We start from the raw sequence: 17,047 nt of genomic DNA, 5'->3' as shown, positions 1-17,047 counted from the left end.
TGCAGCATCCAAACCGTGGATGCGCGCGCCCAATTCCGCATACGTCGCAGCAGTCGAGGATGCGTGCTCGCGCGCGCGTCCAGACACTGAAGGCACCGTCGACAGACGGTGCCTTTCGCGTTTCTGCACCCTCCCATCCGCTGGAATCCAGGGGAGTCGAACGCCTGCAAGCCGTGCAGGCTCTTTCGAGAGGAGTGCGAATGCGCACGCTGGTGCTGAACGCGGGCTATGAGCCCCTGGCCGTGGTGTCCTTCAAGCGAGCGATCGTGCTCGTGATAAATCAGAAGGCGACCGTCATCGCGGCGGATGCCGAGCATCCGGTGTGGGCGGCGGCAGGCTCCTATGAGCGCCCGTCGGTGATCATCCTGCGCAATTACGTGCGCATCCCCTCCGGACGGCACGTGCCCGTCTCGCGGCGCGGCGTGCTGCGGCGAGACAACCACCGCTGCGGCTACTGCGGCGCGAGCGCCAACACGATCGATCACGTGCAGCCGCGCTCCCGCGGCGGCAAGGACAGCTGGGAGAACCTGGTCGCCTGCTGTCTGAAGTGCAACAACCTCAAGGGCGACCGCACGCCGGCCGAGATGAACTGGAGCCTGCGGGTGAACCCCCGCCCGCCCCGCGGCACGACGTGGCTCGTGCGCGGCGTCGAGCGCGCCATGCCGGATTGGGAGGAGTACCTGGCTCCGGCGGCGTAGACTGTTACCTTGCTGTGACAATTCGCCACGGCATGCTCGCTCCCGTAGCCTCGTTGAGTCCGAAACCCGAGAAGGAATCCACGCTTTGGTCGATCAGCAGCCGTCTCACGACGCGTTGAGCGACCTCTTCGGGGGTGCGGCCCCGGCCCCGTCTCAGGCCGCCGCCTCGACCGAGGGGCGTGCCTCGGCCGCCTATCCCTCGCGGCGCGACATGCGCGCCTCGCGTGGCGGCTCCGCGGTTCCACCCCGGGTCGCCAAGGGTGCGGCCCGCTCGGCCGAGGAGCGGCGGCGCAGCGCTCGGGCGCCGAAGGACCGCCGGGCGGTCGTGCGTTCGATGCGGGCATCCACCCCGAAGGCGTCTCGCAAGAACCCGTTCAGCGTGCTGCTGACCATGGGCATCGTCGGCGGCATGTTCGCGGTCGCGGGCCTGCCCGCCTACGCGCTGAGCACCCCGGCCGCGCCGCAGGCGAAGGACCTCGACGTGCAGTCGCTCGTGATCAGCGACCAGGCCACGGCCCTCGGCGCGATCCGCGACGGATACCGCGCGACGACCCCCGAGCAGCTCGCGGAGATGTCGAAGGATGCCCTGCGCGCGTCCAACAACGCCGAGTACCTGGCGTCGGGTGCGCGCGAACTGGGGGACGATTATCCCTGGGCCTACGAACTCACTTCGTCGCAGGGCGGCGGGCTGTCGCCGCTGAACTACTTCTACCGCGAGTGCGTGGACTTCGTGGCCTGGCGCCTCAACCGCGATCAGGGCTACTACGCGGCCCCCTACAAGTGGGTGTGGTCCACGCTGACCCCCACCGGCGGCAACGCCTCGCAGTGGCTCTACGCCTGGGAATCGCACGGCTGGACGGTCTCGAAGACCCCCGTCGTGGGGGCGGTCGCGTGGTTCCCGAACAACCACGTCGCGTACGTGAAATCGGTGCTCGCCGACGGCTCCGTGCTCATCGAGGAGTACAACCACAACTACTCCCATGTCTACGGACAGCGCGTGCTGCCGGCCTCCGCCGTGACGCAGTTCCTCTACCCGCCGACCTGATTCGGGGTACAACGACGCGCCGTGTCGGTTCGACTTCCTGCCATTCCCGGGTTAGCCTCGAAGGGATCCGCAAGGGGAGTTCCGAAATCGTGTCAAACCGTTCCACCAGAAATCCAGCGTTCGTCCTGCTGACGATGTCCGCCGTCGGCGGCTTGTTCGGGGTCGCCGCCCTTCCGGCGTACGCGTTTCAGGAGACCGAGAAATCGGACACCAGCTACGCCGTCGCAGACTCCCAGTCGCTGCGCGTCGCCGCGGATGCCGCACCCAACATCTCGCAGCGCGACGCCTTCTCGGCGACCACTCCCGAGGAGCTCGCCCAGCTGCGCGAGGCCGAAGCCCGCGCCGCGCTCGCCTCGCTGCGCGCCTCCGCGCGCCAGTCCGGCGACGACTACCCCTACCTCGGCCAGTACGGCCTCACCCCCCTCGGCTTCTACGGCAGCGAGTGCGTCGACTTCGTCGCCTGGCGCCTGAACCGCGACCAGGGCTTCACCTCGGCCCCCTTCCGCTGGACCGGCGGCTCGATGGGCGTCGGCAGCGCCGGCTCCTGGCTCTCCGGCTGGCAGGCCAACGGCTGGACCACGAGCATGACCCCGATCCCCGGCGCGGTCGCGATGACCAACTACAACCACGTCGCCTACGTCGCCGCCGTCTACGGCGACGGCACCGTGCTCCTCGAGGAGTACAACCGCAACTGGGACAACACCTACTCCACCCGCGTCATCCAGGCCGGCGCCGTCGTCGCCTACCTCTACCCACCCGGATAGCCTCCGCCCCTCCACACTCTCTCTAGACTGGGATGCGCCGGCCTCTGTAGCTCAATGGAAGAGCAGTTCCGTCCTAAGGCGAACACCTTACTTCCGGGAAGAGACATCGTCCCCCGGAAATCAGCCGATCTGCCCATAAACAAAGGGAAGTCGGGCTCTGTCGGCCTCTCCGGTGCCGGCATGTGCCGTCATGGATTCACATGCCGTAGTTGATACGAATGTTGATACGGACGGAGCACGAAATTGGCTGCACAATCAACCAGTCAAACAACCTCGACGGGGACCACGAGAAAGGCGAAGAAGCAGCGCCCGAGGCGACGCCAGGGCGAGGGCGGCATATCGGGGCCGGACAAGCTCGGTCGCTATCGGGCAACGCTCGAGCTGCCGCCAGAGGTGCCAGGCAAGCGGAATCAGAAGACCTACTGGGGGCGCACGGTCGCGGAAGTCGTAGAGAAGCTCGAGGAGGCGAAGACCGAGATCCGCACCAGCGGCGGCGTAGCGAACCGCACCGTCACGGTAGCCGCCTACTACGCGAAGTGGCTCGAGAACATCGCCCTGGCGTCCTACAAGCCATCCCAGTATGGGACGGTCAGATCGCAGTTCAACGTGTGGGTGCTGCCGCGAATCGGGACTAAGCGCATTGCCGACCTGCGGCCCTCTCACATCCTCGATATCTACTCGGCGATCCATCGCGGCGGGCGCGCGTCGACGACGGCGCTCAAGCTGCACTGGACGTTGTCTCGTTTCTTTGAGGACGCCCGCAAGGAGTTCCGCATTCCGAGCGTGATTCGCGACGTCGATGCACCGAACGCCTCAGGCAAGAAGCGGGGAGCGCTCGCGGTGGATCACGCGATCGCCGTGCTCGATGAGGCCGACCGCAGGCCCGACGGCACGCGATGGTGGGTCTCTCTCCTCGGGGGGATCCGCCAGGGCGAGCGGCTCGGCGCGACCCGCGACAGCGTAGATCGCGAGACTCGGGAGTTCATCGTGCAGTGGTCGATGACCGACGTTCCGCACGACCACGGTTGCGGCGGGACTTGCGGTCGAAAGCGCGGGGGCAATTGCCCACAGGCGCGACCGATGCTGCGTCCCGGCCTCGAGTACCGGCACATCAAGGGGCGTCAGTATCTCGTTCGCCCCAAGTCTGGCAAGGTTCGCCGGTTCCCCCTGATCGAGCCGGAGTTCCATCGGATCGTCGCGTACCTAGACCGCACCGAGGCTGATCCAAATCCGCACAACCTGATCTGGCACCGGTCGGATGGTTCTCCCTGGGCCGACTGGGAGGACCAGGCCGAGTGGAGGTCGGTCCTGCACGCGGCCGGGGTCATCACGGCCGAACAAGCGAAGGATCTCAAGGATCGCCCGCCCGGCACTCCCGAGACGCCGACTACGCACTTCGCACGGCACACGATGGTTACTCTGCTGATGCAACTCGGCGTCCCGGACTCGGTCATCGCGCGCATGTGGCAGGCAGACGCAGCTAAAATGATCCGCTACCTTGCGAACGTCTAGCAGACTCGGGCGAAAGTCTCGCTGGTTCAACAACGCCTGCGACACTTCTCACGGTGGCCGCCATGTCTGGCTCGACGTACTTGACCGGGGCGCGCCGCGAGAGGCTCGGCGAGAACAAGCCGCCCGGACGGATCATCGTAACACTGTGGAGCGCGGCCGACCAGCTCATCTTGCTGACGGTGCACGAGCAGTGGCCGATCGCTGCGGGGCGGGCCAGGGAGTACGAGGGCAGGGAGCACCTGTCGGCGGCCCCAGACGACTCGCCGTACACCGCCGGTCTGCTGGCCTGGACGAAGGGCTTCTTCCTGGGCCGACAGCAGCAGTGCACCGGCGGCTGGGCAGGTCGGGCGCCCACGTTCACCGCGATATAAGCGGAAGGGTCCAGACTCAATTGCCGACGCACACAGCTCCTGTCAACTTGAGATCAAGACAAGAGTCCCGGGACATGCGCAGCGCGAGCCTGGGTCAGGTCGAGTGTGCCCATGAGCCCCGGTAAAATCGTATCTGAGCGTCCGAGTCGGAGAGGGGAGGGTCCAGAAGTGAAGGCCATCCCCGAGGCGGAGCTGATAGCCAAGGCGATGGCGGGTGATAGCGCGGCGGCAGGCGAGTTCTTCGCACGCCACTTCCCCTATCTGCGGCTAATGGCGCGGCGTGTGGCAACATCGCCTGATCGCGCCGAAGATCTGCTGGCCGGGGCGATGGCGCGGCTGCTGGAACTGTGGAAGCGCGGCGAAGGGCCTGCCGAGAACGTGCTGACCTATCTGGTAGCCGCAATGCGGAATCGGCAGATCGATGAGCATCGTTCTCCGCGGGCACGCGAAGCGTGGGTCGAAGAGCTGCCGGAATCCAGCCTGCCGTCGATACCCGAATCTCTTCAGAGCGTGGAGCTGCACTCCGAGTTCGATCTGGTGCGACGGGCGTTCGACCGGCTTAGCGCCGATTCCCAGCGAGCTCTTCGCGAGGTGGTCGTGAACGGGCGACCACCACGTGAGGTGGCGTCGGAGCTGGGTCGCTCGGCAGGCGCGGTCTCCACACTGGTCACACGGTCGAAGACGGCACTTCGGCGAGAGCTGCTCGTAGTGATGCTCGGCGAGGGCCGCGAGGAATGCGCGGTGAACGCCGAGGCCTTGCCGTCGCAAGTATTCGATGCGCCCGAGGCGCATCCGGCTGGCGCGGCTGGGGTTCTGCACGTGCTCGGCTGCGTGGATTGCCGCACAGTCTGGAATCGATACGCGACGCTGACCAGCGCGCTCGGCATCCTGCCGCTGTTGAGCGTGGGCCTCGTGGTCGGCTCACCGGCACCCGCGGCGACGGCCGCAGCTACCGCCGGTTCCGTGTCGGACGAGGGAGCACGGGTTTCGTCGATTTCCAGTTCCAAGACCGCCCCGGCACCGAGCGTCGCCTGGGCGGTCGGGCGCCCCGGCAACGGTAGCCCTCTGGGAACGATCGGCGTATCCGGCGCGGGAGCGATCTTGGCCCGTGCCGGTGCGGTGGCACGGGCAGTGGTGGTTGGGCCCGCCGGAGTCGTCGTCGCCGTTGTGACTCTGATCGCGGGCGCGGGGCTTCTGATGGCGGCGTGGTTGGGCGCGTCGGGTGTGTTGGATCTGCCCGGCAGCTCGGTGGTCCCGATCGCCGCGTTCGACGCGCCGGCCGCACACCTGGGGACGACGGTGACGCCGTACCGGGGTGGGTCGGTGGGACTCGAGGTCGACTTCGACATTGAGGCCGACGAGTGGTCGCTGGTCTCGTTCTCGATCGCATTGCCGGACACGGTGCGGATCGTAGCTGCGTCCACCGGCTGGAGTTGTCCCATGGACGACGGCGGGGCCAGGTGCACGTTCGATGGCAAGGTTCCCGGCAGCTCGCGGTTCACGCTCGTCGCCGCTGGGGGGATGCCCGACGACGGGGAGTATCTCGTGCAAGTCGAGGCGCTCGCGGAGGGGGTTACTACGACGGGCTTCAGCTGGGGTCCGCTCCCGACACCAGAGCAGACCCCGACCCCCGCGCCGACGCCGTGAAAGGATCGGCGCCCTATCTCGTCTATTCGGACGAGGGGGCATTGGGGATGAGCGCACGGAGACGGTTCCGGGTTCTGATGGCGATTGCGGCCGCGGGGGTTGCCGTGCTTGTCACAGGGGCGGCCGGAGCTTGGGCGACGGTCACGCCGCCGTCCGGCCCGACCGCGGGCGGCACGAGCGTGACGATCGATCTCCCGCCCAACCGGTTTGTGCAGGTGACGGAGGGCAACTACCACACCCTCGGGTTGACCGAGGACGGCGCCGTCTGGGCCTGGGGGGACAACGACTACGGCCAGCTTGGCGATGGAACGATGACCGACAGCCTGGTCCCGGTGCGGGTGCAGCTTCCTGCGGGAACCGTCGTCACGCAGATCGAAGGTGGTGCGCATTCCTCCTACGCGGTCACGAGCACCGGCGCGGTGTACTCCTGGGGAGGCAACGCCGTCGGAGAGCTCGGCGATGGAACGACGATCGGCAGGTCGCTGCCGGTGCCGGTCGCGTTGCCGAGCGGCGCAACGGTCAGCTCGGTGCACGCCGACTACGACCAGGATATCGTGCTCACGGCGACCGTATTCGCGATCACCACGACGGGGGGACTCTACGGCTGGGGCTACAACAACGGCAAGTTCGGCAACGGAACGACGGCGGCGAGTCCCACCCCTGTGCTGCTCACGCTGCCAGGTGGCGTAGCCGCGCTGGATGCGGCCACGAGTCAGACCGGCGGGTACGTGCTCGGGGCCGACGGCATGGTCTACAGCGCGGGTGCGACCACCGTCCTCGGCATCCTCGGTCGGGGCGGCACCGCGCAGTCCTGGGCATCCGTCGTGACGACGAGCGTCCCGGTCGGCGTCACGTTCACGGCCGTGGCTGCCGGACGGCAGCACGGGCTCGCTCTGGGCACCGATGGGCTGCTCTACAGCTGGGGGAACAACGCGCTCGGGCGGCTCGGCATCGGCACGACATCGGGCTCATCCGCGCTCGCCGTTCCGGTGAGCATGCCTCCCGGGGTGTCGGCGGCGTCGATCGTGGCGTACAACGACAGCTCCTACTTCCTCTCCTCGGACGGCACCGCGTTCGCCTGGGGGCAGAACGGCTACGGCCAGTTCGGTGACGGCACGACGGACCCCAGATCGGTGCCGGGTTCGTTGACGGTCCCCGTGCCGACGGGCCGCCGCGTCGTGCAGCTGTCGGCCGGGCAGTACGCGACGGCGATCCGACTTTCCGACGGTTCACTGCTCGCGGCGGGGAGGAACTTCCAAGGCGAGCTCGGCGACGGCACGGCGATTCAGCGAACGTCATTCGTGTCGGTGCTCTCGCCCCTCGTGGCGACCGGCGTGACCTTCGACGGCATCCTGGCGACCGCATTCGCGGACTTCGGCACGACCGTCGAAGCGACGACACCCGCTCACCCGGCGGGTCCGGTGGGCGTGACGGTCTTGACGCAGACCAGGACAGGTGGCGCGGGACCGACGCACTTCGAGGTCGACGGCTTCACGTATCTCACCCCTGCCGTGCCCCCGGTCATCACCTCGGGTGACCCCCCGGACGGGCAGGTCGGGGAGCCGTACACCCACACTGTCACGACCACGGGGACCGGTCCGATCGCGCTGACGGTCGCTGGTGTGCTGCCGCCTGGCCTGTCGTTCGACCCGACGTCGGGAACTCTCTCGGGAACGCCCACCGCGGTCGGGAACTACCTTGCGACCATAACGGCGACCAACTCGGCGGGAGAGGCTTCGGGCGTCTACACGATCAGCATCTTGGCTGCCTCGGCGGGCCCCACGCCCGGTGCTCCGGGCCCGCGCAGCATCTCCGGCGAGACGACCCTCGCCTACTCGGGCATGTCGAGCAGTGCACCACTGGCGGCGCTGCTCGGCGGTGCCCTCGCGGCGTTCGGCGCCGGTTTCTGGACCCTCCGGTCCGTGCTGCGGAAGCGGACGGGCTAAGGGGGACGCGCACCCGGGCGGGAGCGGGTCGACCCCCCCTCGTCTCGTAGACCCGCCCGGGTGTCGCCGTACGCCCGACGGCCGGCATGTAAGGATCCGGTCGGCTTCTCGTCTATTCCCTTAAGCGCACTGGTGCGCGATTCGGGCGGCTCCGATCAGGGGAGCGGACGAGGGGGAAGTAACGTGAACACGCGTCGGAAGTTTCGTGTCCGGTTGGTCAGCGGGGAGTCTGGTCGGGGAAGCCGGCGAGGCCGGATCGTTGCCGCGGCGTTCGCCGCGCTTCTGGCGCTCATCGTTCCGCTGCTGACGCCGGCAGCCGCATCCGCCGCCGGCGATGGTGTGCTGACCATCTCGATCGAGCCGGTCGACGTCGCGACCGGCGCCCCGCAGACGTGGGCGGGTAGCACCGCGGCCGGTGTCGGCACGAATCTCGGCTACCGGATCAGCTACTCGTGCAGCAACGCCGACTGCGCTGGCTCCGTCGTGCGCGTGTCACCTGCCCCGTTCGACCCGACGTACGGGGTCTGGCAGCACCTGACCTACCAGAACTGGACGGCGCCGTTCCTCGGCGCGACGATCTCCGGCGATGGCCCCAGCGGGCTCACGATCAACCTCGGCGACCTCGCCGCCGGATCGGTCGGCAGTTTCCAGGTCAACTACACCTGGTCGATGATCGGCAACGCGTCGACCACGACCGTGCGGGCGGCGCAGTTCTTCCCGAACGGGTTCCCGATCGTCATGTCGGTCACCGGCGAGTCGAGCACGATCTCGAACGTGCCCGCTGCGACCGCCGCGGCGGTGGAGTGGCGCTCCACGATCCGCGACCCCGCGCTCGCGATCTCCAACCCGGGATCCCAGGACTCCGATACCAACGTCACCTATTCGATCAACATGAACAGCGGATGCCTCCCGATCCGGGATACCGCCCCGAAGGGCGATGCACGCTTCACCTGCGCCAAGAGCTATGTCGTCACCCAGCAGCTGGACCCGCGCGCGGTGTTCGTAAGCGCCAGTAACGGCGGGGTCTACGACTCGGGCGCGCATACCGTCACCTGGACGGCGGCCCCCGGTGCCGGTGTCGGCGAGCCGGCGATCGGCTGGTACCGCGCGGGCAACTCGAACACCCAGATCCCGCGCACTGTGGTGGTCAACTACCCGGCCGAGGCGTTCTCGCCCGGTGGCGATGACCCGGACTACTGCAATTTCACGCAGGCGGTCACGACCACGGTGAGCATGACGATGATCTACCTCGGCGCGGGCGGGATGCCCGACGACAGCAACGTGCGCACGATCTCGGCCCCCCGGACGCACAACATCGCCTGCATCGAACCGTTCGCGAAGGCGATCTACAACGGCAAGACCTCGACCTTTGACGGTCCGGCGCGGATCGGCGGGGTGTCCCCGGTCGCGGTTCAGCCGGCGCCCGACCTCAACCGCCACAACTGGGATATCTCGGTCGGCAACCAGGCCAACGTGCCAGGAGTGGCAGTGATCGAGGACGACCTCGACGTGCAGGGCACCCGCACCGACCAGATCATCGCCTACGCGTCGGGCACATCGACGCCGTGGGCCGAGGCGACGATCGAATGGACACTCGACGATGGCAGCACCGGGATGTCGATGGGCATCGCCACGGCACCCGCCGGCCACTGGTTCACGAACATGCGGGTGACCTCCGGCTCGATGCCTGGACCCAATCAGCTGAGCACGGGCACCGCACAGACGACCTTCACCGTGCGCGCCTTCTACGCGGTGACGGCCGACGCTCCGGTCGGGCAGAACCGCAGCAACACGGCGACGGCCACGATGACCTACCCGGACAGCCCGGGACTGGCCCCGGTCCTGCTGGGCGACCGCACCCACAGCATCAACTTCGTCGCCCCGTTCGGCCGCGGAACCGTGACCAAGAGCAGCACCAACAGCGGCACGGCCGGGGTCATCGTGCCTCCGTCGACCGGGTCGGCGACCCACTACTGGAGCATCGTCGCGCGCAATACCGGCAACGTGCCCGCCGTCGCGGTGATCGACGAACCCGACCTCGGCGGCCATCAGGCCCGGGTCACCCAGATCACCCATACCGTGAGCACCAACAACACGGCCACCGGCGCGACCGTGCAGTACACCCTCAACACGGGGGCGACGGGTACCGCTGCGGTCCCGTTCACCGCTCCGGCCGGTACCTGGATCACCGCCGCGCACGTCACCTCCTCGGTCATCCAGCCCGTCAACGCGGTGACGAGCCAGAACACGACGACCTCCTATTACGAGCTGCGGCTCGTCTTCGCGGTGCCCCCGGACACCGAGTCCGGGCTGTGGACCAACACCGCCGACGTGATGCTGACCTACCCTGGGATGGGCGTCGCTGACGTGGCGCTGTCGGCGACCGGCAGCGTCTCGTTCGGCTCGGCCGACACCCGTCCGCGCATCGCGGCGCAGTTCGTGGGCAGCCCGGTCGTCGAGGGCGGCGGACTCGCCGTCCCGGGCCGCGATGTGACCTATTCGGTGCGCGGGACCAGCTCGTTCATCCCGACCGGGGAGACCTTCACTCCGCAGTACGTGTTCGTCGCACCGGTGAACTGGGTCGTCGGGCCCGGCTCGGCGTCGTTCGTCGCGGGCACGGTGCCGCCGGGCGTCGAGTTCTCCTACCGGACGGTGACGATCGCCGGCGTGCCGCGGAGCGTCGTCGTCGCGAACTGGCCGATCGGCACCAGCTTCGGCGCCAACGCGACCTGGCCGACGATGACGGTCGCGGCCCAGCCGACTTTCGCCGCAGCCGCGGGCAGCAGCGGCGTCGCCGTCGCCTGGGCGGGCGAGGCCAGCCACGACTGGGATACCACTCAGGCCGTCTACACCGGTCCGGTCACCGACACCACTGACATCGACGCCGACGGCGTGACCACCGAGGGCTTCGCGACCCTCAACGCCGCAGCCGTCGGGGTCGGCGCGACGGCGGGGATGACCGTCATCAAGGAGATCTGCTTCCCCGACACCGGGGCGCCGGACGGCTGCGACTGGATCTCCGAACCCGGCGCCCTCGTCGGCGTCAACCCCGACGCGACCGACATCTCCTACCGGGTGCGCATCGTCAACAGCGGCAACACCGCGCTCACGAACATCGTCGCCTACGACGTGCTGCCCTACCTGGGCGACGTGGGCACGAGCTCGTCACTCGCCTCCACGCCGCGCGGCTCCACCTTCCAGGAGCTGCTCAGCGGGATCGCGGCCTCAAGCGGTGTGACCCTGGCTTTCTCGGACAGCGTCAACCCGTGTCGCGCCGAGGTCTACCCCGGTGGCCCGGCGGGCTGCGTCGGGGACTGGGCGACCGGATCGGCGGCGGAGGCGGGTGCACAGGCGATCCGCGCCACCTCGACCGGCTCGCTCGCCCCCGGCGCCGAGGTCTCGTTCCAGTACGACGCCGAGGTCGTGCCCGGCGCCGCGGCGGACGCGATCGCCTGCAACTCGGTCGCCGCGAAGGCCGACCAGATGGGTGTGCCGGCAGAGCCGCTCCCGGTCTGCGCGACGACGCAGGAGGCCGACCTCGAGCTCGAGGTCCCCGACCGGCTGCCGTTGCAGACCGGGCGCCCCGGCATCCTGCCGTTTACCGTGACCAACAACGGCGGCTCCGCACTCGCCCCCGCGACCGTGGACGTGCAGATCCCGGCCGGATTGCGCGTCGCGGACCTCGCCCCCGCGGGCTGGTCGTGCTCGATCGACGGCGGCACTCAGACCGGCCCGCTCGTGCTGACCTGCACCGCCGTGACGAGCGTCGGCGGCCCGCGCCTGCTCGTCGCCGACGTGCCGGACGCGCTCGACATCACGGTCGTCCCGACGAGCGGCTCGACCGTCTGCGTCGAGGGTCTGGTGCACGGCGCCATGTCGGATCCGGTGCCGGGCAACAACGACGCCGAAGCCTGTTTCGTCATCGCCCCCGGCGTGCCCGAGCTGCTGGTGACCAAGGACGACGGCCGCACCACCGTGCTCCGTGGTGACGAGTACGGCTACACCATCACGGTCGCCAACGGGCTGGTCGGCGAGCCGATCACCGGCGCGACGATCACCGACACCCTGCCGCCCGGACTCGAGTTCGTGTCCGCCTCGGACGGCGGCGCCTTCGCGTCCGGAGTCGTCACCTGGACCGGCATCGACCTCGCCGCGGCGGGCGAACCCGGCCCGGACGGCGACGACCCGAGCGGCGCAGCCGGTTCTTCGGTGACCCGCACGGTCACGGTGCGCGTCGCAACCGGCGCGACCGGCACGATCGAGAACACGGCGGAGGCGACGGCGATCGACCCGGCCGATCCGGGCCGGACGCTCACCGGCGAGGCGACCGACACCGATGATCTGCTGCTCTACTCGATCGAGAAGACGGTGAACGCACCCGCCGAGGGCGTCTACGACGGCGATGAGCTCACGTACACGATCACCCTCAGCAACGACGGCACGGCCCCTTTCCCCGGCGCCGCCGTCCGCGACGTGCTCGACGACCTGCTCGATGACGCGGCCTACATCCCCGGTTCAGGCACGGTCGCCATCGGCGGCGGAAGCCCGTCCCCGCTCGCCGACCCGTCGGGCGGGGAGCTGAGCTGGAGCGGGACGCTGCCGGACAGCGGGACCGTCGTGCTGAGCTATCGGGTCACCGTCGGCTCCGGAGGCGACGGTGACCTGACGAACACCGCCTTCACCTCGGCTGCCGATACCTGCGACCCCGCGACCGGGATCGCTGACGACGACGCCCCCTGCGCGACCACCACGACCCGCCTCGGGCCGCTGGTGTCGAAGAACGTGCAATCGCTGGAGCAGAACGACGACGGCACCTGGACCATCGTGTACGGGATCGACGTGACGAACCGGAACGACGACGCACCCGTCGACTACGCCCTCTCCGACGAACTCCGGTTCGGAGCGGGGATCGACGCGGACTCCGCGACCGTGACCAGCGGCCCGGCAGGGGTCGCGCTCGAGCCCTGGACAGGGTCCGGAGCGGTCACCGGCACGGTGACCCTCCCCGCCGGGGCGACCCACGAGTACCTCGTGACCGTTGTCGCCGACGCGGGCGACCTCGCGGGCACGGCCGCCGCGGAGTGCGTCGACGGCGTGGGCGGGGGCTTCGCCAACCGCGCTTCGATCGAACTGCCGAGTGGCCGCCTGATGGACTCGGAGAGCTGTGCCGAACCGGTCGAGCCGACCGTGACGAAGGCAGTCGTGGCGACGACCCAGAACCCCGACCGCAGCTGGACGACGGTCTACACGATCGGCGTCTCGGCGCCGGCCGGGGCGCCGGCCGGCGGCTTGGCCTACACCCTCGAGGATGCCTTCGGCCTGCCCGCGGGCGTGACCGTGCAGCAGGTGACGGTCGCCGGTCCGGGCGGTGCGGTGGTCGATCCCTCGTTCGACGGTGCCGCTCAGACCGCGCTGCTGACCGCCGCGGATCGCGTGGGCGCAGGCGCGACGCGGTCGTACACCGTGACCCTGGTGACCGACGTCCCGGCGGGAGCCGTGACCGGATCCGCCCTGGCCTGCGCGCCCGCCGGCACCGGAGGCTACGTCAACGCCGTGACCCTGCTCTCGGGGGAGAGCTCCGTCGCGATCGGCGAGGCCGCGGCGTGCACGGCGATCGTCGCGCAGCCGATGCCGCAGATCACGAAGACGGTGACGAGTAGCGCCATCGACGGCACGACCGGCGACTGGACGATCGGTTACGAGATCACGGTCACGAACCCCGACCCGGCGCACGCCACCGCGTACGACCTGAGCGACGAGCTCGGATTCGGTGACGGGATCGCCATCGTCGACGCGCAGATCGCCTCGTCCGACGCCACCGTCTCGGGCACCTGGGACGGCGACGCCGATCCCGTGGTCGCAAGCGGCATCGAGCTCGCGGGCGGCGCGACCCACACCTACCAGGTGACCGTGGTGGCGACCCCGCCGTCCGTCATCGACGACGACAACTGGGCCGACATGGACTGCCGGGTTGATCTGGGCGAGACCGGCACCGGATTCCGCAATGTCGCGACGCTGACCAGCGGTGCGCTGAGCGCCGTCGCCGCCGGCTGCGAGTCCGCGACCGACCCGAGCGTCGTCAAGACGACGACGCAGCCTCCGGTGCAGGATCCGCTCACCGGGCTGTGGGAGGTCGAATACCAGATCACGGTCACCAACCGTTCCACGACGACCGTCCCCGGCGGCATCCCGTACACCTTGAGCGACACCTTCGGGTTCCCGGCCGGAACGACGATCGACTCGGTCGACATCACCGGACCCGGCACCCTCAACCCCGGATTCGACGGCTCGACTCAGACGGCCCTCGCGACCGGCTCCATCGGGGCAGCCGCCGACGAGGACACCCCGGCCCGGCACGTCTACACGGTCACCGTCGTCTTCGACGCGGCTGCGGCTCTCTCGGCCGGGGCGCGGGCGTGCGACCCCGCCCAGGGTCCGGGCGGGTTGCTCAACGAAGCGGAGATCACCGTCGGCGGCCGCGCCACCGCGGACATCGCCTGCGTCGAAGCACCGGAGGCTCCGGTGTTCGGGGTGGCCAAGGAGATCCTGTCGCAGGAGCAGCTGCCCGACGGCACCTGGTCGGTGCTCTACCGGGTCACGGTCGCCAACCCGAGCCCGACGATCGCCGGACGCTACGACGTCGAGGACGGCTTCGAGCTGGGCGCCGGCGTCTCGCTGGTCGGCACGCCGACGATCGTTGCCCGGCCGATCGAGGCGACCATCGACCCGGCCTGGGACGGGCAGGCGAACACCACGCTCACCGAGGACGTCCTGCTCGGCGGCGGTGCAACGCACCGCTACACCGTGAGCGCCGTGATCGACGCCGGCTCGGTACGCGGGACGGATCCCGCGGGTGATTGCGTCCTCGGCGGCGGCGAGACCGGCACCGGGTTCCGCAACACCGCGAGCATCGGCACCGGCGGCGCTACGCGCGACGCGACCGCTTGCGCGACCGCGCACGATCCTGCCATCGCCAAGACCGTCGATGGCACCCCTGTGCTGAACGCCGACGGCTCCTGGACGGTCCGGTACGTCATCACCGTGACCAACCCGTCCGCGACCGTCGACCTGACCTACGGGATGTCGGACGAGCTGGACTTCCCGACAGGTACGACGATCGACGTGGCGACCGTGACCGCCCGCGTCGGGGGACCGGCGACTTCCGGAAGCTGGGACGGGACGGCTGATCCGATCGTGGTCGCGGCGGGAACCGCCCTCCCGGCCGGAGCGAGCCACGTCTTCGACGTCGTGGTGACGGCGACCCTCCCGAACGGGCAAGCATCCGTCGCGGACGGCTGGGCTAACGCCGCAACGGTGTCCTCGGGAACCGGGGGCGTGATCGAGTCGGAGGCCACCGCGGAGGCCGACATCGAGCTGCCCGAGCTACGGATCGTCAAGACGACCGGCGCCACCGGGGTCATCCGCATCGGCGACACCGTCGGGTACACCGTCCTGGTCGAGAACACCGGAGCGGGAGACTTCACCTCGACCTACCCGGCCGAGGTCTGGGACGACCTCTCCGGCCTCCTCGACGACGCTACCCTCGGCAGCGTGACCGTCACGCCGTCGACCGGCGCCCTGACCACACCGGCGAATCGGATCCACTGGTCGGGTGCGCTCGCGTCCGGACAGTCGATCCAGCTGGTGTACTCGGCCGTGGTGACCGCCGCCGGCGACCAGTTACTCGACAACGTCGCCTTCGCCGGCATCCCGGGCACGACACCTCCCGTCCCCGACCCGTGCGCAGGCGACGGCTGCTCGGCGACATCCACGCCTCTGCCTGGCTTCCTGCTCGAGAAGACCGCGAGCACCGGCGTCGTCACGGCCGGGGGTGCGGTGGACTACCAGATCGTGTACACCAACACGGGTTTCGTCGACGTACCGGATGCGACTTTCACCGACGACCTGCGCGACGTGCTGGACGATGCCGCTCTAGATGGTGCGATCTCCGCGACCACGGGAACGGTGACACCGACAGCCGACGGCTTCACCTGGCAGGGCTCGCTCGCCGCGGGCGCGTCGGTCACCGTCAGCTACACGGCGGTCGTCAACTCACCACTCGCCGGTGACAACCTCCTCGTCAACGAGGCGACAGCGGACGCGGACTTCGCGACCCGCTGGCCGGGAGGAGTCTGCCCGACGGCTCCCGGGCCGTGTGCGCCACCTGACCGCGTCGCCATCGCCGAGACCGGCGTGCGCTCCCTCGCCTTCTCGAAGGTCGCAGACGTGAGGCTGACTACCTACGGCCAGACGATCGCCTACACCGCGACCGTCATGAACATCGGAGGTGCGGACTACACAAGTGGTGACCCGGCGACAGTGGTCGACACGCTGTCCGGCGTGCTCGATGACGCCGCCTACAACGGCGATGCGTCGGCATCCGCCGGCACCGTCAACTACATCGGCTCCGAGTTGGCCTGGACCGGGCCGATCGACGCGGGACAGACGGTGACTATTCGCTACACGGTCACGGTCCGCAACAGCGCCACGGGAGACGGCCGCCTGGATAACGTGATCGGAATCAACGGGACCGCCGCAGCGCCAGCCTCGTTCCCGCAATGCTCGCCCGCGCCGGTGGACAACGCCCAGACGCACTGCGTCGTCAGCGTCCTAATGTCGCCGTTGGCGTACACCGGGCGCACGACGAGCTTGCTCCCCCTGCTCGCCGCCGTCCTGCTGCTCCTTGGGGGCGCCATTCTGGTGCTGATCCGCAGGCGCCGAGCGGAGCGGGTCCGCACCGGCGACCGGCAGTAGTGGACCGGAACAGCACGGGGGTGGCGGACCCCGGTCGCGCCGCCCCCGGTCCGCCCTGATCATCGACGCGATCACCCTGTTGCAGGCGAGCAGCTTCACGTTGTGCGAGGGCCAGGTTTTGAGCAGGTCTCGAGGTGAATGACGTGCCTCACACATCTGACGGAGACCATGTCGACGACTCCCTCTTGGGGATTGACCGCCTGAATCCCCTTATCCCGAATTCAAACGAGCCATGACCCCGAATGTTCGCCGAAGCGGGCCGCACGTTTCAATTCTCGTCCATCAGGTGGGGGAGTCGCCGGTGCTGGCC

General features: G+C 69.1%; 8 protein-coding genes. All 8 read left to right on the top strand.

Features of this window, described 5'->3' with window-relative positions; translation table 11 throughout:
- The first annotated feature begins 200 nt into the window (after positions 1 to 200).
- The 8 genes from PYV02_RS03430 (at position 201) to PYV02_RS03395 (ending at position 16,737) form a co-directional block, all read left to right on the top strand.
- A complete protein-coding gene (locus tag PYV02_RS03430; protein WP_275756228.1) occupies positions 201 to 698 on the top strand; it encodes an HNH endonuclease in 498 nt (165 codons plus the stop codon).
- An 85-nt stretch (positions 699 to 783) separates the two neighbouring features.
- Positions 784 to 1,743: a CHAP domain-containing protein gene (locus PYV02_RS03425; RefSeq protein ID WP_275756226.1), complete on the top strand. Its 960-nt coding sequence runs from the start codon at positions 784 to 786 to the stop codon at positions 1,741 to 1,743.
- 134 nt (positions 1,744 to 1,877) lie between these two features.
- Positions 1,878 to 2,507, top strand: a complete 630-nt coding sequence (locus PYV02_RS03420; RefSeq protein WP_275756224.1) for a CHAP domain-containing protein — start codon at positions 1,878 to 1,880, stop codon at positions 2,505 to 2,507.
- Between the two features lie 243 nt (positions 2,508 to 2,750).
- A complete protein-coding gene (locus PYV02_RS03415; RefSeq protein WP_275756222.1) occupies positions 2,751 to 4,019 on the top strand; it encodes a tyrosine-type recombinase/integrase in 1,269 nt (422 codons plus the stop codon).
- Positions 4,020 to 4,081: 62 nt separating this feature from the next.
- Positions 4,082 to 4,390 (top strand): hypothetical protein, encoded by a 309-nt coding sequence (locus PYV02_RS03410; protein ID WP_275756220.1) that lies wholly within the window; start codon positions 4,082 to 4,084, stop codon positions 4,388 to 4,390.
- A 168-nt stretch (positions 4,391 to 4,558) separates the two neighbouring features.
- The gene (locus PYV02_RS03405; protein ID WP_275756218.1) at positions 4,559 to 6,037 is read left to right on the top strand and encodes an RNA polymerase sigma factor; all 1,479 of its coding nucleotides are present in this window, start codon (positions 4,559 to 4,561) and stop codon (positions 6,035 to 6,037) included.
- Positions 6,038 to 6,141: 104 nt separating this feature from the next.
- Positions 6,142 to 7,983 carry a putative Ig domain-containing protein gene (locus PYV02_RS03400; RefSeq protein ID WP_275756216.1) on the top strand — a complete coding sequence of 614 codons (1,842 nt, stop codon included), beginning with the start codon at positions 6,142 to 6,144 and terminating at the stop codon, positions 7,981 to 7,983.
- A 183-nt stretch (positions 7,984 to 8,166) separates the two neighbouring features.
- Positions 8,167 to 16,737, top strand: a complete 8,571-nt coding sequence (locus PYV02_RS03395; RefSeq protein ID WP_275756214.1) for a DUF7927 domain-containing protein — start codon at positions 8,167 to 8,169, stop codon at positions 16,735 to 16,737.
- Positions 16,738 to 17,047 lie beyond the last annotated feature (310 nt).

Source organism: Antiquaquibacter metalliresistens, assembly GCF_029211225.1.
GTDB lineage: Bacteria > Actinomycetota > Actinomycetes > Actinomycetales > Microbacteriaceae > Rhodoglobus > Rhodoglobus metalliresistens.
The sequence above is the reverse complement of the archived record's forward strand: the minus strand, read 5'-3'. Positions and strand labels throughout refer to the sequence as shown.